The organism is Sphingopyxis sp. KK2 (assembly GCF_001990265.1).
Classification (GTDB): domain Bacteria; phylum Pseudomonadota; class Alphaproteobacteria; order Sphingomonadales; family Sphingomonadaceae; genus Sphingopyxis.
On sequence record NZ_LYVN01000067.1, the window covers coordinates 1 to 20,269 of the forward strand.

Annotated in this window: 18 protein-coding genes; 7 read left to right on the forward strand and 11 right to left on the reverse strand. The window is 67.8% G+C overall.

From position 1 onward, the window contains the following. Positions 1 to 76: 76 nt before the first annotated feature. The 6 genes from B1A78_RS12360 to fliE are packed head-to-tail and all read right to left on the reverse strand — an operon-like array spanning position 77 to position 5,485. Positions 77 to 523, reverse strand: a complete 447-nt coding sequence (locus tag B1A78_RS12360) for a hypothetical protein (protein ID WP_077147266.1) — start codon at positions 521 to 523, stop codon at positions 77 to 79. Beyond that, positions 520 to 1,851 carry a FliI/YscN family ATPase gene (locus tag B1A78_RS12365; RefSeq protein ID WP_077147267.1) on the reverse strand — a complete coding sequence of 444 codons (1,332 nt, stop codon included), beginning with the start codon at positions 1,849 to 1,851 and terminating at the stop codon, positions 520 to 522. The genes B1A78_RS12360 and B1A78_RS12365 overlap by 4 nt, the downstream gene beginning before the upstream one ends. Continuing rightward, a complete protein-coding gene (locus tag B1A78_RS12370) occupies positions 1,848 to 2,444 on the reverse strand; it encodes a FliH/SctL family protein (protein ID WP_077147268.1) in 597 nt (198 codons plus the stop codon). The genes B1A78_RS12365 and B1A78_RS12370 overlap by 4 nt, the downstream gene beginning before the upstream one ends. Continuing rightward, positions 2,437 to 3,468: a flagellar motor switch protein FliG gene (fliG, locus tag B1A78_RS12375; protein WP_077147269.1), complete on the reverse strand. Its 1,032-nt coding sequence runs from the start codon at positions 3,466 to 3,468 to the stop codon at positions 2,437 to 2,439. Before fliG ends, B1A78_RS12370 begins: the two co-directional genes overlap by 8 nt. Further along, positions 3,461 to 5,116, reverse strand: coding sequence for a flagellar basal-body MS-ring/collar protein FliF (gene fliF, locus B1A78_RS12380; protein ID WP_077147270.1), 1,656 nt, complete (start codon positions 5,114 to 5,116; stop codon positions 3,461 to 3,463). The genes fliG and fliF overlap by 8 nt, the downstream gene beginning before the upstream one ends. Before the next feature lie 6 nt (positions 5,117 to 5,122). After that, entirely contained in the window at positions 5,123 to 5,485 is a 363-nt protein-coding gene (gene fliE, locus B1A78_RS12385) for a flagellar hook-basal body complex protein FliE (protein WP_077147271.1), read from the reverse strand. Between the two features lie 241 nt (positions 5,486 to 5,726). Between fliE and B1A78_RS12390 the strand changes: the two genes are divergently transcribed. Next, entirely contained in the window at positions 5,727 to 6,539 is an 813-nt protein-coding gene (locus tag B1A78_RS12390; protein ID WP_077147272.1) for a flagellin, read from the forward strand. 178 nt (positions 6,540 to 6,717) lie between these two features. After that, the gene (locus B1A78_RS12395) at positions 6,718 to 7,929 is read left to right on the forward strand and encodes an acyl-CoA dehydrogenase family protein (RefSeq protein ID WP_077147273.1); all 1,212 of its coding nucleotides are present in this window, start codon (positions 6,718 to 6,720) and stop codon (positions 7,927 to 7,929) included. A 4-nt stretch (positions 7,930 to 7,933) separates the two neighbouring features. Here B1A78_RS12395 and B1A78_RS12400 read toward each other — a convergent pair whose 3' ends face one another. After that, the gene (locus B1A78_RS12400) at positions 7,934 to 9,181 is read right to left on the reverse strand and encodes an MFS transporter (protein WP_077147274.1); all 1,248 of its coding nucleotides are present in this window, start codon (positions 9,179 to 9,181) and stop codon (positions 7,934 to 7,936) included. A 321-nt stretch (positions 9,182 to 9,502) separates the two neighbouring features. Between B1A78_RS12400 and guaB the strand changes: the two genes are divergently transcribed. The 3 genes from guaB (at position 9,503) to B1A78_RS12415 (ending at position 12,831) form a co-directional block, all read left to right on the forward strand. Beyond that, positions 9,503 to 10,960 carry an IMP dehydrogenase gene (gene guaB, locus B1A78_RS12405; RefSeq protein WP_077147275.1) on the forward strand — a complete coding sequence of 486 codons (1,458 nt, stop codon included), beginning with the start codon at positions 9,503 to 9,505 and terminating at the stop codon, positions 10,958 to 10,960. A 132-nt stretch (positions 10,961 to 11,092) separates the two neighbouring features. After that, positions 11,093 to 12,283, forward strand: a complete 1,191-nt coding sequence (locus tag B1A78_RS12410) for an RsmB/NOP family class I SAM-dependent RNA methyltransferase (RefSeq protein ID WP_077147276.1) — start codon at positions 11,093 to 11,095, stop codon at positions 12,281 to 12,283. A gap of 32 nt (positions 12,284 to 12,315) precedes the next feature. Beyond that, the gene (locus tag B1A78_RS12415) at positions 12,316 to 12,831 is read left to right on the forward strand and encodes a hypothetical protein (protein WP_077147282.1); all 516 of its coding nucleotides are present in this window, start codon (positions 12,316 to 12,318) and stop codon (positions 12,829 to 12,831) included. Between the two features lies 1 nt (position 12,832). Here B1A78_RS12415 and rsmA read toward each other — a convergent pair whose 3' ends face one another. The 4 genes from rsmA to B1A78_RS12435 all read right to left on the reverse strand — a co-directional run bounded on the left by rsmA (position 12,833) and on the right by B1A78_RS12435 (position 18,479). Beyond that, complete coding sequence (gene rsmA, locus B1A78_RS12420) at positions 12,833 to 13,663, reverse strand: 16S rRNA (adenine(1518)-N(6)/adenine(1519)-N(6))-dimethyltransferase RsmA (RefSeq protein ID WP_256838078.1); 831 nt, start codon at positions 13,661 to 13,663, stop codon at positions 12,833 to 12,835. Then, complete coding sequence (pdxA, locus tag B1A78_RS12425; protein ID WP_077147277.1) at positions 13,660 to 14,679, reverse strand: 4-hydroxythreonine-4-phosphate dehydrogenase PdxA; 1,020 nt, start codon at positions 14,677 to 14,679, stop codon at positions 13,660 to 13,662. Before pdxA ends, rsmA begins: the two co-directional genes overlap by 4 nt. Next, positions 14,679 to 16,019, reverse strand: coding sequence for a peptidylprolyl isomerase (locus tag B1A78_RS12430; RefSeq protein ID WP_077147278.1), 1,341 nt, complete (start codon positions 16,017 to 16,019; stop codon positions 14,679 to 14,681). The genes pdxA and B1A78_RS12430 overlap by 1 nt, the downstream gene beginning before the upstream one ends. A 162-nt stretch (positions 16,020 to 16,181) precedes the next feature. After that, entirely contained in the window at positions 16,182 to 18,479 is a 2,298-nt protein-coding gene (locus B1A78_RS12435) for an LPS-assembly protein LptD (protein WP_077147279.1), read from the reverse strand. Between the two features lie 130 nt (positions 18,480 to 18,609). Between B1A78_RS12435 and B1A78_RS12440 the strand changes: the two genes are divergently transcribed. Next, positions 18,610 to 20,052: a leucyl aminopeptidase gene (locus B1A78_RS12440; RefSeq protein WP_077147280.1), complete on the forward strand. Its 1,443-nt coding sequence runs from the start codon at positions 18,610 to 18,612 to the stop codon at positions 20,050 to 20,052. A gap of 15 nt (positions 20,053 to 20,067) precedes the next feature. Further along, positions 20,068 to 20,269, forward strand: a 202-nt coding sequence (locus B1A78_RS12445; protein ID WP_144037801.1) for a DNA polymerase III subunit chi, incomplete at its 3' end; no start/stop codon positions are given.

Here is a 20,269-nt window from a genome sequence, read left to right on the forward strand (position 1 = left end):
TCGCCACCCTGTGCCGGCGCGAGCATCGCGAGCAGCGAGGGCGTCGGCGCCGACTGGGTCTGGGCGAGCGCGCCCATCATGCGACGCCGCCGTCGATCAGGCGCAGCCGCATGCCACCACGCACGCGGTGCGGGCGGTTCGCGTCGGCGCGACGTTCCATTTCCTTTTCGGCCGACTTGCGGCTGCTTTCGTACAGGCGCACCGCCGATTCTTCCTTGACCATCGCGCGCTGCGCGAGCGCGCCCATCTGGTCGCGGCGCGCGCTGGCATTGCTCATGGGGGCGACGAGATTTTCCTTCGCCATGTCGAGCCGCATGCCGAGTTCGCCGATCGTGTTGAGCGCGCGGCCGGTGACCGCGCCCTTCGCCACCGCGAGGTCGCTGCGCAGCGTTTCGAGCCGCTTCGACAGCTCGACCAGATTGGCGAGCTCGCTGGTCGCGCGGGCAAGATTGGCCTCTGCCATCTGATGTTCGACGCCACGAACGCGGATGATCCGTTTGCGGCGCGCGGTGCGAGAGGTCATGCACTATATCCTTCAACGAGTGACTGGCGGGAGGTTTTGAAATCGACCTGGGCCTTGGCCGGCTGCGACACATAGGCGAGCTGGTCGGCGCGGCGCGCGATCGCGGTGTCGAGCACCGGATCGGCGCCGGCGACATAAGCGCCCATCAGCATCAGGTCGCGATTCTCTTCATAGGCCGACCACAGCTGGCGAAAGCGCGACGCGGCGGCGGCATGGTCTGGATCGACCGAATCGGCCATGGTGCGCGACAGCGAACGGGCGACGTCGATCGCGGGATAGACGCCCTGTTCGGCCATCTGCCGCGACAGGATGATATGGCCGTCGACGATCGCGCGCGCACTGTCGACGACGGGGTCGTCGATGTCGCCGCCGTCGGCGAGCACGGTGTAGAGCGCGGTAACCGATCCGCCGGTCGCCTTGTCGATGCCGGCGCGTTCGCACAGCGACGGGATGAGGGCGAAGACCGACGGCGGATAACCCTTCATCGTCGGCGGTTCGCCGAGCGTCAGGCCGATTTCGCGCTGCGCATGCGCGACGCGGGTCAGGCTGTCGATCAGCAGGAGGACCTTCTTGCCTTCGTCGCGGAAGGCTTCGGCGATTGCGGTCGCGCGCATTGCGGCGCGCAGGCGGAGCAAAGGCGGGTGGTCGGCGGGAACCGCGACGACGACCGATTTCTTGCGGACTTCGGGGGGCAGCTTGGTTTCGACGAAGTCGCTGACTTCGCGGCTGCGCTCGCCGATCAGGCCGACGACGATCACGTCGCATTCGGTGCCGGCGATCATCTGGCCCATCAGCACCGACTTGCCGACGCCCGAGCCCGCGATGATCGCGACGCGCTGGCCTTCGCCGACGGTAAGCAGGCCGTTGATCGCGCGCACGCCCATGTTGAGCGCCCTGGTCACGCGGCCGCGGCGCAGCGGATTGACCTTGCGCCCGGCGAGCGGCCATAGGAATTGCGACTTGACCGGCGGGCGGCCGTCGAGCGGATTGCCCTGCGCGTCCATGATCCGGCCGAGCAAGGCCTTGCCGACGGGGACCATCGACGACGCGCCATGCGGTTCGACCGGCGCGCCGGTGACCAGCGGCTTGTTCATGTCGAAGGGGAGGACGAGGCTGCGGTGGCCGCGAAAGCCGACGACTTCGCCATAGACATAGTCGTTGTCGGCCGACTTGATACGCACGTTGCTGCCCAAAGGCTGCGGGAAACCCGATACTTCGAGCATGATGCCCTCGTGCGCGACGAGCGTGCCGATGCGGCGCGGGCTGGCCTTGCCGAGTTCGACGGGCGCGAGCAATTGCTGCGCGGTCATGGACAGGCGGCGCGTCATGCGTCGCCGCTTTCGCCGCCGAGCGCGGCGCGCAGTTCATTGAGATACACGGCGCGGCCATGTTCGATCCAGCCGGCCGAGGTTTCGATCCGTACGGTGCCGCGGACCATCGACCCGTCGGCCTCGATCGGCAGGCGCATGTCGGCATCCATCAGCAGCGCGGCGTCCTGCGGGTGGAGCCACAGCGTGCGCGCCTTGTCGCATTCGGCGACCAGCGAGGCGGCGGTTTCGGCCTGTGATTTCAGCCAGGCGGTGTCGATCGGCGCTTCGGCGACGATCTGGCGCACCAGCCGCTCGACCGTTTCGGCGATCATCTGCGCCAGTTCTTCGCTCGGTTCGTCCTGCAGCGCTTCGGCGCCGGCGACGAGCGCGAGCAGCTGGCCGCGCTCAACGGCGAAGCCGGCTTCGGCGAGACGCTGGCCTTCGGCGAGGCCCTTGGAGAAGGGGTCTTCGCCGGGCTCGACCTCGACGGGGGTTTCGATGACGGCGGCTTCGCGGGCGCGCTCGACGGGGTCGAACGAGACCGGACGAAAGCCGGTGTCGCGCGCCATCGCGAGTGCGAGCGAGGTGGGAGCGAAGCTATGGTCAGACATAATCGTCGCCCGCACCCGCGATCATGATTTCGCCCGATGCGGCCATCTGGCGCACGATCTGCATGATGCTCTTTTGCGCGTCTTCGACGTCGGTGCGCTTGACCATCGTCATTTCGGCCATTTCGTCGCGGATCGTTTCCGAGGCGCGCTGCGACATCGTCGACAGGCACAGGTCGACCATATCGTCGTCGGCGCCCTTGAGCGCGATCGACAGCTGCGCCGCGTCGACGCCGCGCAGGATGGTGCCGAGGCTCTTCATGTCGAGGTCGCGCAGGTTTTCGAAGATGAACATTTCTTCCTCGATCGTCTGGGCGAGCTGGCGATCGGCCTTTTTGAGGGCGCGGATCGTGCGTTCGCTCAGCGACTTCGGCATCTTCTTCATGATCTTGGCGACGTCGCTCGGGCCGCCGATCGGCTGCTTGGCGACGCGCTGGCCGCCGACATTCGCCGAGGCGAGCACCGATTCCAGATCCTCGATCGCCGCGGCGGGGACCGAGGTGAGCTGCGCGGCGCGCAGCACGAGGTCGGCCTGAAGCCCTTCGTCGAGCGTTTCGATCGCGCGGGCGGCGATGTCGGGGACCAGCACCGACAGGATCAGCGCGCCGACCTGCGGATGCTCGCTGGCGAGCAGCCCGCTGATGGCGTCGAGGTCCATCCAGCGCAGCATTTCGAGCGACGCGGCGCTCGACTGCGGCGCGACGGCGGCGAGGATATTGTCGGCGCGGACATTGCCGACCGCCTGGTTGATGACGGTGCGGATGCGCGTGTCGGCGCCGACGCTGAACGCGCTGACCGAGCGGCTGCGCGTCACGAAGCGGTCGAGCGCCTGCTCGATCTGGCCTTCGGTCGCGGTTGCGGCGTCGAACATGCCCTTGGCGAGCTGGCGCACTTCGTCGGGGTCGAGATGCTTCAGGATCGTCGCGGCTTCGCTTTCGTCGAGCAGCATCAGCAGGATCGCGGCGGCGGCCGAGCCTTCGACCGGGGGCTTCGCGGGAACGCCGGCTTCGGTATCGAGATCAGGCACGGGCGCCCTCCTGCATCAGCTGGCGCACGACGAGCGCGGCGCGGGCCGAGTCCTGGCGGACGAATTCGCGGACGAGGTTGGCGCGCGCTTCATAGCTCGGCGCCGCCTCGATCATCTCGAGGGTGATTTCGCGGCCGACGCGCGGCGTGCCGGGGGCGGCGGGCGCGCCGGTCGTCGCCATCAGCGATTCTTCGAGCGCGGCCTCACGTTCGGCGCGCGCGGCGGCTTTCGCCTTGGCCGAGCGGATCAGCGGGCGGCCGATGAAGAAGAAGGCGAGGATCGCGGCGAGCACCGCACCGACCTGCTTGATCAGCGGCAGGAACCAGCCCTGTTCGTAAAAGGCGGGCGAGCTATCTTCGATCTTGGCGAAGGGGCGCTGGCCGATCGCGACCTGGTCGCCGCGCGCGGCGTCGAAACCGACCGCGCCCTTGACCAGCCGGTCGATCTTGGCGAGGTCGGCCTGCGTCAGCGCCTTGCTGCCCTGATTGAGCGCGACCGCGACCGAGACGCGGCGCAGCTGGCCCTGTGGGCGGTGGGTGACCGAAATCTCGCGGCCGACTTCATAGGCGCGCTGGGCATTTTCGTTGCTCTGCGTCTCGGTCGTCGCGGCGCCCGGCGCGGTGCCGGTCGGGGTCTGGTTGAGCGTCGAGGCCGGCGGCGGCTGGTTCGACAGCGCGCCCGGAATGCCGACCGCGGGGGCATTGCCCTGACCGCTGGTCGAACGGGTGACCATTTCGCTGGTCAGCGCGCGGTCGTTCTCGGGAAAGCTTTCGCGCGTCGCCTGGCTTTCGGACATGTCGACGTCGGCATGGACTTCGACGCTGTAATTGCCGGCGCCGAGCATCGGGCCGAGCAGGCTGTCGAGCGAGCGGCGGAAGCGGTCTTCCATCTGGGTCTGGAGCTGGAACGCCTGCATGTCGCTCGACGTCGCCGAGTCCGAGAGCAGCGCGCCGCGCTGGTCGATCACCGACACCTGCTCGGCGTTCATGCCCGGCACCGACGAGGCGACGAGGAAGCGGATCGCCTGCACCTGACCGTCGGACAGGGTGCGGCCGTTCTGCAGCGTCAGCATCACCGATGCGGTCGCGGGCTTGTCGTCGCGGACGAACAGGCTGGGTTCGGCGGCGGCGATATGGACGCGGGCGCCCTTGACCGCGTCGATCGCCTCGATCGTGCGGGCGAGGTCGGCTTCGCGGGCGCCGCGCAGCGTCTCGCCCTCGATCGCGCGGCTCGCGCCCATCGGCAGCGCGCCGATCATCTCGCTGCCGTCGGCCGACGCCTTGGGCAGGCCCTGGCCGGCGAGCGCGATGCGCGCCTGGTGCAGCTTGTCCGCATCGACGGTAAGCGCGCCGGTGGTCGGGTCGATCGTGTGTCCGATGCCCTGCGCGGTCAGCGCGTCGGCGACGGCGGACTTGTCGGCATCGGCGAGGCCCGCGAACAGCTGCTGCTGCGGCGCGGCGGCGGTGGCGAAATAGGCGAGCGCGGCAATGCCGATCGCGGCGGTGGTGGCGATCGCGGGCAGCGCGCGCTGGACGGCGGGCTGGCGGATGAACTGCTGCACGGGGGCGAGGCGGCCGCCCATGACGGGAACGGGCAGGCGGTTCGCGCTGCCGTCGTTTACGGGGGTGAGGATCTGTGCTTCGGCCATGGTCGATTACACCGGCATGTTCATGATGTCGCGATACGCGGAGAGCAGCTTGTTGCGGACCTGCAGGGTCGTCTCGAAGCCGAGCGAGGCCTTCTGGCGCTCGATCATCACGCTGACGATGTCGTGGGTGTCGCCGCGTTCATAGGCTTCGCTCATCTCGCTCGCCTTGGCCTGCTGGTTGTTCACCTGCTGCAGCGCGTTGCTGATCGCGGCGCCGAAGTCGGCGCTCTGGTTCGCGCCGCCGACGCCAGTGTCGACGCCGTCGATGCCGCCGGCGGCACCGCGGCCCGCGGCGCGTTGCAGCGCCTGGTTCTGATTGAGGATCGAACTGCGCATCTGCAGCAGCCGGCTCTGGTCAATCGTGGTCATAATCTTCTGTCCTCGAGGCAGCATCGCGCCGCACGCCAAGAACAATGCAAAGCGCGTGCCAAAAATTTTTTTCGAGAGAAAACAGACGATTAAGGATGTATGGGGAGAGGCATTTACTGCTTTCGGCGTTTTTTTGACGCGCCCCGCTTAAGCCCCGCCGGGCCCTGCCGTTACTGCAATCGTGAAGCTCGCCGAGCCTTACACCACGGGAATGGCCCTTGGGGGGCCGGAAAGGGAACTTATGACTGTTATCAACACCAACGTGAGCGCGCTCCGCGCCCAGAACAACTCGCGTGTTGCGAACCGCATGCAGTCGGAGGCGATGGAACGCCTGTCGAGCGGCAAGCGCATCAACAGCGCGAAGGACGACGCCGCCGGTCTCGCCATCGCGACCCGCATGGACGCCAGCGTCCGTGGCCTGAACCAGGCCGTCCGCAACGCCAACGACGGCATCTCGCTGGCGCAGACCGCCGAAGGCGCGATGGGCGGCATCTCGAACATTCTCGTTCGTATGCGTGAACTGGCCATGCAGGCCTCGACCGGCACGCTGACCGACGACGATCGCGACGCGGTGCAGACCGAAGTCGCCGCGCTGATCGAACAGATCGGCGACATTGCGACGCGCACCACCTTCAACGGCACCGCGCTGCTCGACGGCACTGCCGACATCGACATCCAGACCGGTCTCGACACCGGCCAGGTCGTCAACATCACGATCGAAGACCTGCAGGCCGCTGCGCTGAGCGTCGACGACCTCGACCTGTCGACCGCGACCGACGCCTCGGCGGCGCTCGCCACGCTCGACACGGCGATCCAGACGGTCGCGACGCAGCGCGCCAACCTTGGTGCGCAGCAGAACCGCCTCGAAGCCACTGTCGACAATTTGACGTCGACTGTCGTGAATCTGTCGGACGCCAAGTCGCGCATCGAAGACGCCGATTTCTCGGCCGAATCGACGAAGCTCGCCGCTGCCGGCATCCTGTCGCAGGCATCGACCGCGATGCTCGCCCAGGCGAACCAGAGCCAGCAGGGCGTGATGAACCTGCTGCGCTAAGACACAGAGGTACCGAGACTCAGGCTATATTTGGTTGGTCCCTTAATTAGCCTGATCGAACGCCCCGGCCCCCCACGGCCGGGGCGTTCACTGTTTTCCGTCAATCGGCCCGCGCGGCGCTTGCCCCCGCCGCCCAAATGATCCAACGGGTCCCCGACTATATTTGGGGAGCCAGGAAATGAGCCATCAGCAAGCCGCCGCCGCCGCGACCGTTTCGGATCGCGCGCTCGAGATCGGCGCCCGCGTCGAAACCTTCGTCCGCACCGTCGTTGCTCCTTACGAAAGCGACCCGCGCCGCGACCATCATGGCGCCCCGACCGACGAACTCGTCGACGAACTCAAGGCCAAGGCGCGTGCCGCCGGCGTTCTCACCCCACATATCCTGGGCGACGGCGACCATCTGACGCAGGTCGAGACGGCTTATGTGCTCCAGAAATCGGGGCTGTCGCCGCTCGGCCCGCTCGCGTGCAACACCGCCGCGCCCGACGAGGGCAATATGTATCTGCTCGGCAAGGTCGGCAGCCCCGAACTCAAGGCGCGCTTCCTCGACCAGCTGGTGCAGGGCCATGCCCGCTCGGCCTTCTTCATGACCGAACCCGCCGAAGAGGGCGGCGCGGGCTCCGACCCGTCGATGATGAAGACGACCTGCCGGATGGACGGCAATCATTGGGTCATCAACGGCCGCAAATGCTTCATCACCGGCGCCGACGGCGCCAAGGTCGGCATCGTGATGGCGAAGGCCGAGGATGTCGCGGCGGGGGGCGGCGCGTGCATGTTCCTCGTCGACCTGCCCGATCCGGCGATCCGCATCGAGCATGTGCCGAACACGATCGACAGCTCGATGCCCGGCGGCCACGCGACCGTCGTGATCGAAAACTTGCGCGTCCCCGCCGACCAGATGCTCGGCGAGGCGGGCGAGGGGTTCAAATATGCGCAGGTTCGCCTGAGCCCCGCGCGCCTGTCGCACTGCATGCGCTGGCACGGCGCCTGCCAGCGCGCACACGAGATCGCGGCCGACTATGCCAACCGCCGCACCGCCTTTGGCAAGCCGCTGATCGACCATGAGGGCGTCGGCTTCATGCTCGCCGAGAATCTGATCGACCTGAAGCAGGCCGAACTGATGATCCGCTGGTGCGCCGAAGTGCTCGACACCGGCGACCTCGGCACCGCCGAAAGCTCGATGGCGAAGGTCGCGGTGTCGGAGGCGCTGATGCGCATCGCCGACCGCTGCGTCCAGGTGATGGGCGGCACCGGGGTCACCGACAAGACGATCGTCGAACAGGTGTTCCGCGAAGTCCGCGCCTTCCGCATCTATGACGGCCCGACCGAGGTCCATAAATGGAGCCTCGCCAAGAAGATCAAGCGCGACTGGAAAAACGCGCAGGGCTGATGGTTTACGGCGCGATCCGTCCCTCGTCGCGCCCCGGCATCGGGGCGACGGCGTGGAGGATCGGCACCGACAGCGCGAGCCAGCCGCCGCCCGCGAGGACCGCGGCGGGCAGCGTCCACAAATCGGCGATCATCCCGAAAATCCACGCGCCGAGCGCCAGCGCGCCGAAGGTCACCGCCTGATAGATCGACAGGCAGCGCCCGAGGATCGCGTCGGGCGAGCGCAATTGCATTGCGACGTTGAGCGAGGTGAGCGTGCCGACCCAAGCCATGCCCGCGATGAACGCCGCGGCGAGCACGGCGAGGACCTGATCGGTCAGCGCGACCGGAATGAGCGCCGCAGCAAAGGCGAGCGTCGCGACGCTGACCACCGTCTCGCTGCCCCAGCGCCGCCGCGCCGCGCCGACCCACAAAGCGCAGACGATCGACCCCATCCCGAACGCGCCGAGGCACAGACCGTAATCGAGTTCGCCGCCCTTGAGCTGGTCGCGCACGAGCGAGGGGAGCAAAGCCTGGAACGCCGCCGCGCCGAAACCGAAGGAAAAACCACGCATCAGCACGCGGCGCACCGGGTCCGACTGCGCACAGAAGCGAATGCCGGTCGCGATGGCGGCGAGCATCGGGCTGCGCTTCGGCGGCTCGGTTTCGGGCTTCCAGCGCAGCAGCACGACGATCAGCGCAAGATAGCTCAGCGTGTTGAGCGCAAAGGCCGGCGCCGGCCCGGTCAGCGAGATCAGCAGCCCGCCCAAGGCCGGCCCGACGCTGCGCGCGAGGTTGAACGCGATGCTGTTGAGCGCGATCGCCTGTGGCAGATGCGCATGGCCGACCTGCTGGCGCACCGACGCCTGCCAGGCGGGCGAATTGACCGCGGTGCCGCAGCCGACCGCGAGCGTGAAGAAGAGCAAGGAGAAGGGACCTATCGCGCCGGCCCAAGTCACCGCGGCGAGCGCCGCCGACGCCGCGAGCATTCCCGCCTGCGCCCACAGCATAACGCGCCGCCGGTCGTAATTGTCGGCGATCGCCCCCGCGAACACGCCGAGCAGCAGGATCGGGATCGTCGCCCCGGCGTTGACCAGCGCGATCAGCAGGTGCGACTGCGTCAACTCGGTCATCAGCCAAGCGGCGCCGACCGACTGGATCATCGATCCCATGTTCGAGGCGAGATTGGCGATCCAGATTGCGCGGAAGGCGGGGAATTGAAACGGCGCGAGCGGCGACACCGGGGCGGGACGCGGTTCGCTGCCGTCCGCCATCAGTTGCAGACCTCGACCGGGCCGGGGGTGATCGCCTGCGCCGCAGCGCGATAATGTTGTGCGGCGGTCAGCGCCGGCCTCAAATCGCTCATTCGATCATCCCGTTCGTCGCGGCGGCGATGCACCCAAGTGCGGCCATCCGCAACCCCAGTTGTCATACTATCTTCCCGGCCGGGCGATCGCCGACCGCCACCCGAAATAATCATGGCGCCCCCACTGGCGCGTTTCGCGCCGACTGGTTACATGGGCCGCCACCAATCGACTCGCGCGCGCCGCCCCAATGCGGGAGCAGGCACCGCCAAAAGCAGAAAGTGGCACTCCATGGAAATCATCACCGGCCTGACCTTCGACGACGTGCTGCTGGTGCCCGGCGCGTCGGACATCCTGCCCTCCGACGCCAATCTGCAAACCCAGCTCACCAGCGACATCACGCTCAACATCCCGATCCTGTCGTCGGCGATGGACACGGTGACCGAGGCCGACATGGCGATCCTGATGGCGCAGATCGGCGGCATCGGCGTGCTCCACCGCAATCTGACGATCGAGGAACAGGCGGCGGCGGTGCGGCAGGTGAAGCGCTTCGAAAGCGGGATGATCGTCAACCCGATCACCATCACCCCCGATGCGCCGCTCTCCTATGCCACCGCGCTGATGGACCAGCACAAGATTTCGGGCATCCCGGTCGTCGAGCCCGGCGGCAAGCTGGTCGGCATCCTGACCCACCGCGACGTGCGCTTCGCCGACAATCCGGGCCAGCCGGTGCGCGAGCTGATGACCGCCGAAAACCTTGCCACCGTGCGCCCCGGCGTCGGGCAGGACGAGGCGCGCAAGCTGCTGCACCAGCGCCGTATCGAGAAATTGCTCGTCGTCGACGATGACTATCGCTGCATCGGGCTGATCACCGTCAAGGACATGGAAAAGGCGGTCAATTTCCCCGACGCGACCAAGGATGCGAGCGGCCGCCTGCGCGTCGCCGCAGCGACCAACACCGGCGACAGCGGCATCGAACGCGCCGAGGCCTTGCTCGACGCCGAATGCGACCTGATCGTCGTCGACACCGCGCACGGCCATAGCAAGGGCGTCGGCGCGACGGTCGAGAAGATCAAGAAATTGTCGAACCGCGTCCAGGTGCTCGCGGGCAATGTCGCCACCGGCGACGCGACCAAGGCGCTGATCGATTGCGGCGCCGACGGCGTCAAGGTCGGCATCGGCCCCGGCTCGATCTGCACCACCCGCGTTGTCGCGGGGGTCGGCGTGCCGCAGCTTACCGCGATCCTCGATAGCGTCGAAGCGGCGCAGAAGCTTGGCGTTCCCGTGATCGCCGACGGCGGGCTGCGCACCTCGGGCGACATTGCCAAGGCGCTCGCGGCGGGCGCGTCGAGCGTGATGGTCGGCTCGCTGCTGGCAGGCACAGCCGAGGCGCCGGGCGAAACCTTCCTGTTCCAGGGGCGGACGTACAAAAGCTATCGCGGCATGGGCAGCGTCGGCGCGATGGCGCGCGGCTCGGCCGACCGCTATTTCCAGCAGGACATCAAGGACCAGATGAAGCTGGTTCCCGAGGGCATCGAGGGGCAGGTGCCGTTCAAGGGCCCGGCGAAGGACGTGATCCACCAGCTCGTCGGCGGTGTGAAGGCGGCGATGGGCTATACCGGCAGCCGCACGCTCAAGGACCTGCGCGAGCGCGCCAAATTCGTGCGCATCACCAACGCGGGGCTGCGCGAAAGCCATGTCCACGACGTCGCGATCACCCGCGAGGCGCCGAACTATCCGGTGGGTTGAGATGCCGACGTCTATATAGTGCCGTCATTGCGAGCGTAGCGAAGCAATCTCCAGCTATCGTATATTCGCAACGATAGCTGGAGATTGCTTCGTCGCTGCGCTCCTCGCAATGACGGCATAAAGGGACATGCCATGACCCCCGCCGCACGAATCCAGACCGCGATCGAAATCCTCGACGCCATCGCGCTCGCCGCGCGCGAGGGCGGGGCGCCCGCCGACGCGATCTTTGCCGAGGCGATGCGCGCCCGCCGCTATGCGGGGTCGAAGGACCGGCGCGCGATCCGCGCGCACGTCTATGACGCGATCCGTGCGATCCGCTCGGCGCCCATGTCGGGGCGCGCCGCGATGCTCGTGCTCGCCGATGCCGATCCCGAGATTGCGGCGCTGTTTGACGGCAGCGCCTATGGCCCCGCCGCGATCGCCGCCGACGAAGCGCGCGCCGACACCGGGCTTGCCGCACAGGCGCTGATCGACCTGTTCGATCCGCTCGTCGGGGCAGGCGAGGGCGAAGCGATGCTCGCCCGCGCGCCGGTCGATCTGCGCGCCAACCGGATCAAGGGAAACCGCGAGGCGCTGGAAGCGATCTTTCCCGACGGCGAGGCGATCGTCGGCGCGCCCGACGGCTGGCGCTTGCCGCCCGAAACCGCCGCCGTGCAGCACGCCGCCTATGTCGACGGCGCCTTCGAGGTGCAGGATGCCGCGAGCCAGTTCGCCTCGGCGGCGCTCGCCGCCGAACCGGGCCAGACCATTGTCGATCTGTGCGCCGGCGGCGGTGGCAAGACGCTCGCCATCGCGTCGCTGACGGCCAATGACGCCGACATCCTCGCCTGCGACACCAACCGCGCGCGGCTCCAGCAACTGCCGCCGCGCGCTGAGCGGGCGGGTGCGACGCGGATCGAGACGCTGCTGCTCAACCCGGGGCAGGAAGCGGCGATGCTCGCCGAATCGATGGGCAAGGCCGACCGCGTCATCGTCGATGCCCCCTGTTCGGGCAGCGGCACCTGGCGGCGCAGCCCCGAATTGCGCTGGCGCCTCACCCCGGCGCGGCTCGACCGCCATGTCGCCGATCAGGCGAAGCTGCTTGCGCTCGGTGCCGAGCTGGTGGCGCCGGGAGGCAAACTCCTCTATGCCGTCTGCTCGATCATCGCACGCGAGGGGCGCGCCCAGGTGGACGAATTCCTGACCCAGAATCCCGGCTGGACCGCCGATGCCGACCTCCTGCCCGACGGCATCGGACGGGCGGCGGGCGGCGGTTTTCTGCTCACCCCGGGGCAGGACCGGTGCGACGGATTTTTCCTCGCCCGATTGTCCGCGCCATGTTAGCTTCGCCGGCGATGAAGCGATGGGAGAATGCGATGCGCATCAGTTTCCTGGCCCTTGGTGCCGGTCTTGTCCTTGCCAGCCTGCCGACCGCGTCGGACGCGCAGCGCGCCGACAATGACATCCTGCCGGTCTCGCTCGCGCTGCAGGAACAGGGTGTAAAGGCGCAGGGCGCGGGCGACCTGATCGCCGCGACCGACTTCTATGAATCGGCGCTCGCCGCCGATCCGCGCAACCGCAGCGCGATCATCGCGCTGGCGCAGGTCGCGCGGGCGCAGGGCCTGCCGGGCAAGGCGATCGGCCTCTATCGCGAGGCGCTGCTGCTCGAACCCACCGACATCGTCGCGCTGACCGGGCAGGGCGAAGCGCTCGCCGATAAGGGCGCGCTCGAACTGGCGCGCGAAAAGCTTGCCGAGGCGAAGCGTCTGTGCGCCGAAAAATGTCCGCAGGTCGCCGCGCTCGAAAAGACGATCGGCGCGAGCGCCGAGAAGCGCGTCATCGCCGCCGAAGCGCTGGTTCCCAAGACCGTGGTGACGACCAGCCAGAATTGACCTAGCGGCTGAGCACCCGCGCCAGCGCGACCCATTCGGCGACCGTCACGGTTTCGGCGCGCCGCGTCGGTTCGATCCCGCATTCCTCGAGCGCGTCGATCGCCCCCGGCATGCCCTTCAGGCTCTGGCGCAGCATCTTGCGCCGCTGGCCGAAGCCATGTTCTGTCAGCTTCGAGAGGATTTTAGGCTTCACTCCCGCGGGTTGCTCGGCGGGCGTGACATGGACGATCGCCGACATCACCTTCGGCGGCGGGGTGAAGGCCGAGCGGTGGACCTTCATCGCGATCTTCGCATGCGAGCGCCACTGCGCGAGCACCGCGAGCCGGCCATAGGCCGGGGTATCGACCTTGGCGACGATGCGCTCGGCGACCTCCTGCTGGAACATCAGCGTGAGCGACGCCCATAAGGGCGGCCATTCGGCGGGCTCGAGCCAGCGCGTGAACAGCGCGGTGCCGACATTATAGGGCAGGTTGGCGACGATATGATAGGGGCCGCCGGCGAGCGCATCGGCGTCGATCGCCATCGCATCGTCGGCGACGACGGTCAGCGCGCCGCCGAACGCTTCGCTCAATTCTCCGAGTAGCGGGAGGCAGCGGTCGTCGCGCTCGACCGCGATCACCCTGGCGCCGGCGCGGAGCAGCGCACGCGTCAGCCCGCCGGGACCCGGCCCGACCTCGAACACCGTCGCGCCGTCGAGGTCGCCGGGCAGCGCGGCGATCCGGTCGAGCAATTGTTCGTCGAACAGGAAATTCTGCCCCAGCGCCTTGCTCGCCTGCAGCCCGTGCGCGCGCACGGTCTCGCGGAGCGGGGGCAGGGTGGGCGCCGGTTTCACGCCGCGGGGGCGCAGTTGCGCTCGCGCATCGTCGCCAGCGCGGCGGCCATGCGGATCGCGGCGATCGTCGGCCCCGGATCGGCTACGCCGGTGCCCGCGATGTTGAACGCGGTGCCATGGTCGGGCGAGGTGCGGATGATCGGCAGTCCGAGCGTCAGATTCACCCCGTCGTCGAAATGCAGCGCCTTGAACGGCGTCAACGCCTGATCGTGATAGCAGCAGAGCAGGGCGTCATAGCGCAACCGCACATGCGGCGCGAACAGGCTGTCGGCGGCGAGCGGCCCCTCGACCGCGATGCCGTCGGCGAGCAATTGTTCGACCGCCGGGCGGATGATGCGCAGTTCCTCGTCGCCCATCTCGCCGCTTTCGCCGGCGTGGGGATTGAGGCCCGCGACCGCGATCACGGGCTTTTCGATCCCGAAATCGCGCCTCAGCGACCGCGCGACGATGCGCCCCTTGGCGACGATCAGCTCGCTGGTCAGCCGCTCAGGCACCTCGGCGAGCGGCACATGCACGGTCAGCGGCACGACGCGCAGCTTCGGTCCCGCGAGCATCATCACCGCATTGGTCGCGGTCACGCCGCAGCGTTCGGCGATGAACTCGGTCTGCCCCGGATGGGTATAGCCGACGCCGTAAAGCTGCGCCTTCGACACCGGCCCGGTGACCAGCGCGCCCGACGCCTGGCCGCGCGTCAGACCGATGCCGGTCTCGAGCGCGTGCAGCGCGCAGGTCGCGCCCGCCTTGCTCGGGGATCCCGGAACGACGGGGCCCGAGTCCTCAAGATGCCAGACGGGCAGCGCTTCGTCGAAGATCGGCGCGACCTCGGCAATGTCGCCGACGCGCACGACCGGGCCGTCCCATACTGCGGCGATCGACGCGACGTCGCCGATCGCGACAAAGGGAGCGAGGGCATGGTCGTTGCGCGCCGCCCAGGCACGGGCGGTGACTTCGGGTCCGACGCCGGCCGGGTCACCCAGGGTGACCGCGATCGGGCGCCGGTTTGTGCTATCGGGCATCAGCTGAAATCGATCACCGCGTCCCGGCGCAAGTCGCGCAGATAGCGCTGGGCGCGCTTGTTGACCTTTTCCTCGAGCAGCCGGCCCTCGATTTCCTCGAGATTGGGCGCCGTTGCGGTGTTTGGCAGTTCGCGGCCGCACAGCACGAGGACGCTGACGCCCTCGTTCGCGGCGCCGAAGGGCTGGGTGGTCTGCCCGACCTGCAAGTCGATCAGCGTCGCCTGCAGCGGCGGCGGCAGCTGGCGCATCTGGATGCCGTCGCGCGCGACGACCTGGGCGCCCAGACCCTGCGCGATCGCGTCGGCACCGCCGCAACCGGCGATATTGCGCGTCGCCTCGGCGAACTGGCCGGCGAGTTCGGCGCCCTTCGCGGGGCTGGTGCCCGCGGGGAAATCGAGCGAAATCTGCTTGAGGCTGAGCACCGCGTCGCGTGGGTCGGCGGTCAGCACCTGACGCCGGTCGACCATCAGCATGATCGAAACACCGCCGGGGACCTCGATCGGGCCGACGAGCTGGCCCGGCTGCATCTGGCGCGCGGCGTCGGCCATCGAATCGGGCAATTGGCCGCCCTTCACCCAGCCGAGGTCGCCGCCGACGACAGCGGTCGAGGCTTCCGAAAACTGGCGGGCATAGGCCGGGAAGCTGCCGCCGGACTGGAGCGCCTGGACGATCTTCTGGGCGTTTTCGGCGACCGACTGAATATTTTCCGGGGTCGCGGTGAGGTAGATTTCGGCGAGGTGGAACTCGTCCTGCCCCTTGGCGTCGTTCATCCGCTTGACGACTGCCTCGACCTCTTCGGTCGAGACATTGGTGGTCGACTGGATGTTGCGCGCGAGCAGGCGGTCCCAGGCATATTCGCCGCGAATTTGCTGCTTCACCGCGCTGGCCGACGACCCCTTCGAGGCCAGATAGGCGGTGAACTGCTCGGGGGTCTGCTTGTAGCGCGCCGCGAGCCGGGCGAACTGGTCGTTGATCAGATTCTCGTCAATCGAGATGTCGGCGGCGCGGGCTTCCTGAATCTGGAGCTTTTCGTCGATCAGGTTGCTGAACACCTGCTGGCGCAGCCGCTGCTCCTCTTCGGGGGGCAGGTCCATATTGTTGTTCGCGACGCGGATCAGTCCCATGCGCTGTTCGATGTCGGTGGCGGTGATGATCTCGCCGTTCACCGTCGCCGACGGGCGATAGACATTGCCCTTATTATCGCCGAAAATCTGGACGTTACCGGGAATGTTCAGGCTCGTCGTCGGCACATCGCCGTCGGGCACGGTCTGCGCCAGCACCGGCGAAACGCTCAGCGAAGTGGCGGTCAGCAGGCCGATCAAGGTCGAGAATTTGGTCATTTTTACCCTATAAAAGAGGTTCCGGTCCGCTCCGTATCAGCGGAGGCGCCCGATGGTCCAGCGCAAAGCGCGCGCGAGCATATCATAACTGCCGCCCCGATAACCGCCAAACGCTGAACGCAAGCTGAGCGAGAAGGGCGGAGGCCGGCTCCGCGCCGACGGTCAGAAACCCAGGTTGCGCAGCGCGACGCGGAACGAGAAGCTGTTGCCCTTCTGCGCATCGCCGGTGTCGATATAGTCGCGGCGCCAGGTCAGCGCGATCGACAGGCATTCGTCGTCATAGGCGATGCCGAGGCGGTGGCGGATCGGCTCGAAGCCGTCGGACTGGTTGAGCGGATCGTCGGCCTTGCTTGTGAGGTCGAGGATCGCCGACCCGAACACCGACCAGTGCCGCGCAAAGGAGACGCGGCCGCCGACGCGGGCTTCCTCGCGATCCTGCAAATCCTCGGCGACCGTGGTGATGTCGCGGTTGAGCCGCGAATAGCCGAGCACGGCATAGGTCTGGCGACTGCCGATCGTCGCGTCGAATTCGTTGCGGCGGACCGCGAGGTCGTCCTTGTCGAGCCGGAAGCGGTGGGTCAGGCGCAGGAAGTCCTTGTACGCGACTGTCGTGCGCCCGACGACGTCGGACGTCCGGTCGGTCAGGCCGGTGCCATCGGGAAACAGGCTCGGCTTGTCCGACAGGCGGTAGCTTTGCCCGATGATCGTGTTGATGTTGAAGCCCGGCCGGCTGTAATTCCATTCGGCGCCATAGGTGACGCGCGCGCCGTCCTCGAACCGGTCGTAACCGTTGAAGCGGTTGATCGCGAAGAGGTTGCTGTCCTCGAGGTCGAAGGCGCGGCTGTCCTCGTTCGGGATGTCGAGATTCTTGAGCTGGGGCGTTGCCACGAACTGGATGCGCGGGGTCAGCGTCTGGGTCCCGCCCAGGAATTCGCCGACGAAGGGCCAGCGCATGTCGACCGCGGCGGCGGCGATGCCGCGGCCTTCCCAGCCCGACTTGCCGCGATAGCCGGGGATCGCGGTGAGCAGATTGTTGTCGCTATGATAGATGTCGCCGCGCACCAGCGCGGTAAAGGTCACTTCCTGGCCCCAGGCGGTCAGGCGGCGCAGGTCCCAGCGGATGCCGGCAAAGGCGCGCTGCGTGTCCTGGCCCGCGGTGCGGCCGATGGCGAGCGTGTTGACCTGCAATTCGAACTGGCCGCCGAACAGCGGGTCGGTCAGGCGCTGGCGATAGTCGAGGATCGGCAGCGCGATAGGCTGCTGGCCCTGTTTGTCGCCCGCGCGCAGTGTCTGCGTCGCCCAGCCGGCGATCGACAAATAGCTTTGCCCGCCGATCCGCTCGACCTCGAAGGTCGAGCGCAGCCGGTCGTCGCGGGTGATGTCGTAGCGGCGCAGGAAGGTGCGGTCGCTCGCGATCCGGCCCGAATAGCCGATGCTCCAGTGCGGGCTGAGCTGGAATTTGCCGGCGCTTTCCAGATAGCCGCGAAACTCGTTGTTGCCGGTGCTCGGCGTACCGTTGAGCGGGACCACCGAACTATAGGTGCCATAGCCCTGGATCCGGAACGCACCGATATCGGTCAGCGCGCGAAACTCGGCTTCGATCATCGGCGCTGCGCCGGTGTAAATATGCGGGGTGATCGTGACGTCGCGGTCGGGTGCCAGCCGCAGATAATAGGGTACCGCGATTTCGAAGCCGTTCGAGCGGTCGAGCCGGATTTCGGGAACGAGCAGCCCGCTGCTCGCTTCGCTGTCGAGCGGATGGCTCAGCCCCGGCAGCGGGATGAGCGGCAGGCCGAAGATCTCGATCCGCGCGCCCTTGTAGCGGACCTTGTTCTTCGCCTTGTCGTACATCACGCGCACGGCGCGGATCTGCCAGCTCGGATTCTTGGCGCAGCCCGCATTATCCTCGACGGGGCAGGGGGTGTAGGCGGCATTCTCCAGTTCGATATTGCCATTGTCGAACCGTGTGCCCTTGACTGCGGCGAGCCGCGATCCGTTGTCGAGCACGACCAGCATGTCCTCGACCACCCCGTCGCGCAGGCTGTCGGTCAGGACGATGCGGTCGCCATAGGCGGTGTCGCCCTCGGGATTGGCGATCGCGACATTGCCCTCGGCGACGACTTCGCCGGTCTTGCGGTTCCAGGTCACCTTGTCGGCGCGCATCTGGATCGCCTCGCGGTTCATCTGGACATTGCCGTCGGCGACGACGATGTCGGTGTCGCTGTCGTAATTCAGATTATCGGCGGCGAAACCGACCTGCTGCTCGCCCGCGACCGCAGGCACGTCGGTCGTGGCGGTCGATACATCGGGCGTCTGGAGATCGGGCTCGCCTTGCGGTGCCGCGACGAACGGCGGTTCGGCGCCGCTCTGCGCGGCGGCGGGCACCGCGAAGAAAGCCAGCGCGCTGGCGGTCGCAAGCCACAGCGGCCGGTTGCCCCCTTGGAACAAAGTCCCCGTCATCTAATCCCTTTGTCCCGTCACCTGGAGCCTGCGGCCCGCTTGAACCCGCAGCTTTGTTTTTGCAACTCGCAAGCGAAACCCCTATCGGTCCGGCACGTTCCAATCAATCATCGCATAAGAGAGTCAAAAGATGGACATTCAGTTTGTCGCGCAAATCGATGCGTCTGCCGACGTCGTCGCTTTCCCGGTCCGCAAGGGCGGCGCGGGCGCACTCGACGCGCTGCTTGGCGCGGCGGCGGCACAGGCGCGCTTCGACGGCGCCGCGGGTGCGGTCGCCGAAACCGCCGCGATTGACGGCGGCGTTGCCAAGCGGCTGCTGCTCGTCGGCATCGGCGAAGGCAGCGAACAGGACCTCGAACGCGCCGGCGCGGCGCTGACCGCGCGGTTGCAGACGAGCGGCGTCGCGACCGTCCATGTCGATTTCTCGAATGCCGGCACGGTCGATGCCGACGATATCCGCGCCTTCGCGACCGGCGCGACGCTGCGCGACTGGCGCCTGGACACCTATCGCACGCGCCTTGCCGACAATGCCAAGCCCAGCCTCAAGACGATTATGATCGCGGCGCCGGGCGGGACGCCGGCGGGCTGGGCCGAGGCGCAGGCGGTGGCCGAGGGTGTGGCCTTCACCCAGACGCTCGTCGCCGAGCCGCCGAACATCCTCTATCCCGAAAGCTTCGTCGAACGCTGCCAGCATCTCGCCGAGCTCGGCGTCGAACTCGAGGTGCTCGACGAACGCCAGATGAAGGCGCTCGGCATGGGCGCGCTGCTCGGCGTCGCGCAGGGCTCGACGCGCGCGCCGCGGCTGCTCGCGATGCGCTGGAACGGCGGCGAACCGGGCGCGAAGCCGGTCGCCTTCGTGGGCAAGGGCGTGACCTTCGACACCGGCGGCATCAGCATCAAGCCCGCCGCGGGCATGGACATGATGAAATGGGACATGGGCGGCGCGGGCGCCGTCGCCGGCGCGATGAAGGCGATCGCGGGGCGCAAGGCCAAGGCGAATGTCGTTGGCATCGTCGGCCTCGTCGAAAATATGCCCGACGGCAATGCGATGCGCCCCGGCGACATCGTTACCACCATGTCGGGCCAGACGGTCGAGGTGCTCAACACCGACGCCGAGGGCCGGCTTGTGCTCTGCGACGTCGTGACCTGGACGCAGAAGGTCCATGAGCCCGCCGTGATCGTCGACCTCGCGACGCTCACCGGCGCGATGGTGATCTCGCTCGGCCATGAATATGCGGGCATCTTCGCCAATGACGATGGCCTTGCCGACCAGCTGATCGCCGCGGGCGAGGCGTCGAACAACAAGCTGTGGCGCTTCCCGCTGTCGGCGGCCTACGACAAGCTGATCGACAGCCCGATCGCCGACATGAAGAATGTCGGCCCGCGCGAAGCCGGCTCGATTACCGCGGCGCAGTTCATCAAGCGCTATGTCGACGAGGGCGTCAAATGGGCGCATCTCGATATCGCGGGCATGGCCTGGCACGACAAGGACGGCCCGGTCTATGCCAAGGGCGCGACCGGTTATGGCGTGCGCCTGCTCGACCGCTTTATCGCCGACAATTTCGAGGGCTGATCGCGGCAGGGGAGCATGGCGCGCGTCGACTTCTATCGCCTGACCCGCGACCCGGCCGAACGCGTGCTTCCCGCGATAGCCGGCCGTGTCCTTGCGAACGGCGACCGCCTGCTGGTGGTCGCCGGCCCGGCGATGCAGCGGCAGGCGATCGACGACGCGCTCTGGACGCTCCAGCCCGCGAGCTTCCTGCCGCATGGCGCGGCGGGTTCGCCCGACG

Bases quoted from the DNA above. Each gene is read 5' to 3' on its own strand.
- B1A78_RS12360 (WP_077147266.1), bottom strand. From the start codon at position 523: ATGACCTCTCGCACCGCGCGCCGCAAACGGATCATCCGCGTTCGTGGC.
- B1A78_RS12365 (WP_077147267.1), bottom strand. From the start codon at position 1,851: ATGACGCGCCGCCTGTCCATGACCGCGCAGCAATTGCTCGCGCCCGTC.
- B1A78_RS12370 (WP_077147268.1), bottom strand. From the start codon at position 2,444: ATGTCTGACCATAGCTTCGCTCCCACCTCGCTCGCACTCGCGATGGCG.
- fliF (WP_077147270.1), bottom strand. From the start codon at position 5,116: ATGGCCGAAGCACAGATCCTCACCCCCGTAAACGACGGCAGCGCGAAC.
- fliE (WP_077147271.1), bottom strand. From the start codon at position 5,485: ATGACCACGATTGACCAGAGCCGGCTGCTGCAGATGCGCAGTTCGATC.
- B1A78_RS12390 (WP_077147272.1), top strand. From the start codon at position 5,727: ATGACTGTTATCAACACCAACGTGAGCGCGCTCCGCGCCCAGAACAAC.
- B1A78_RS12395 (WP_077147273.1), top strand. From the start codon at position 6,718: ATGAGCCATCAGCAAGCCGCCGCCGCCGCGACCGTTTCGGATCGCGCG.
- B1A78_RS12400 (WP_077147274.1), bottom strand. From the start codon at position 9,181: ATGGCGGACGGCAGCGAACCGCGTCCCGCCCCGGTGTCGCCGCTCGCG.
- guaB (WP_077147275.1), top strand. From the start codon at position 9,503: ATGGAAATCATCACCGGCCTGACCTTCGACGACGTGCTGCTGGTGCCC.
- B1A78_RS12410 (WP_077147276.1), top strand. From the start codon at position 11,093: ATGACCCCCGCCGCACGAATCCAGACCGCGATCGAAATCCTCGACGCC.
- B1A78_RS12415 (WP_077147282.1), top strand. From the start codon at position 12,316: ATGCGCATCAGTTTCCTGGCCCTTGGTGCCGGTCTTGTCCTTGCCAGC.
- pdxA (WP_077147277.1), bottom strand. From the start codon at position 14,679: ATGCCCGATAGCACAAACCGGCGCCCGATCGCGGTCACCCTGGGTGAC.
- B1A78_RS12430 (WP_077147278.1), bottom strand. From the start codon at position 16,019: ATGACCAAATTCTCGACCTTGATCGGCCTGCTGACCGCCACTTCGCTG.
- B1A78_RS12435 (WP_077147279.1), bottom strand. From the start codon at position 18,479: ATGACGGGGACTTTGTTCCAAGGGGGCAACCGGCCGCTGTGGCTTGCG.
- B1A78_RS12440 (WP_077147280.1), top strand. From the start codon at position 18,610: ATGGACATTCAGTTTGTCGCGCAAATCGATGCGTCTGCCGACGTCGTC.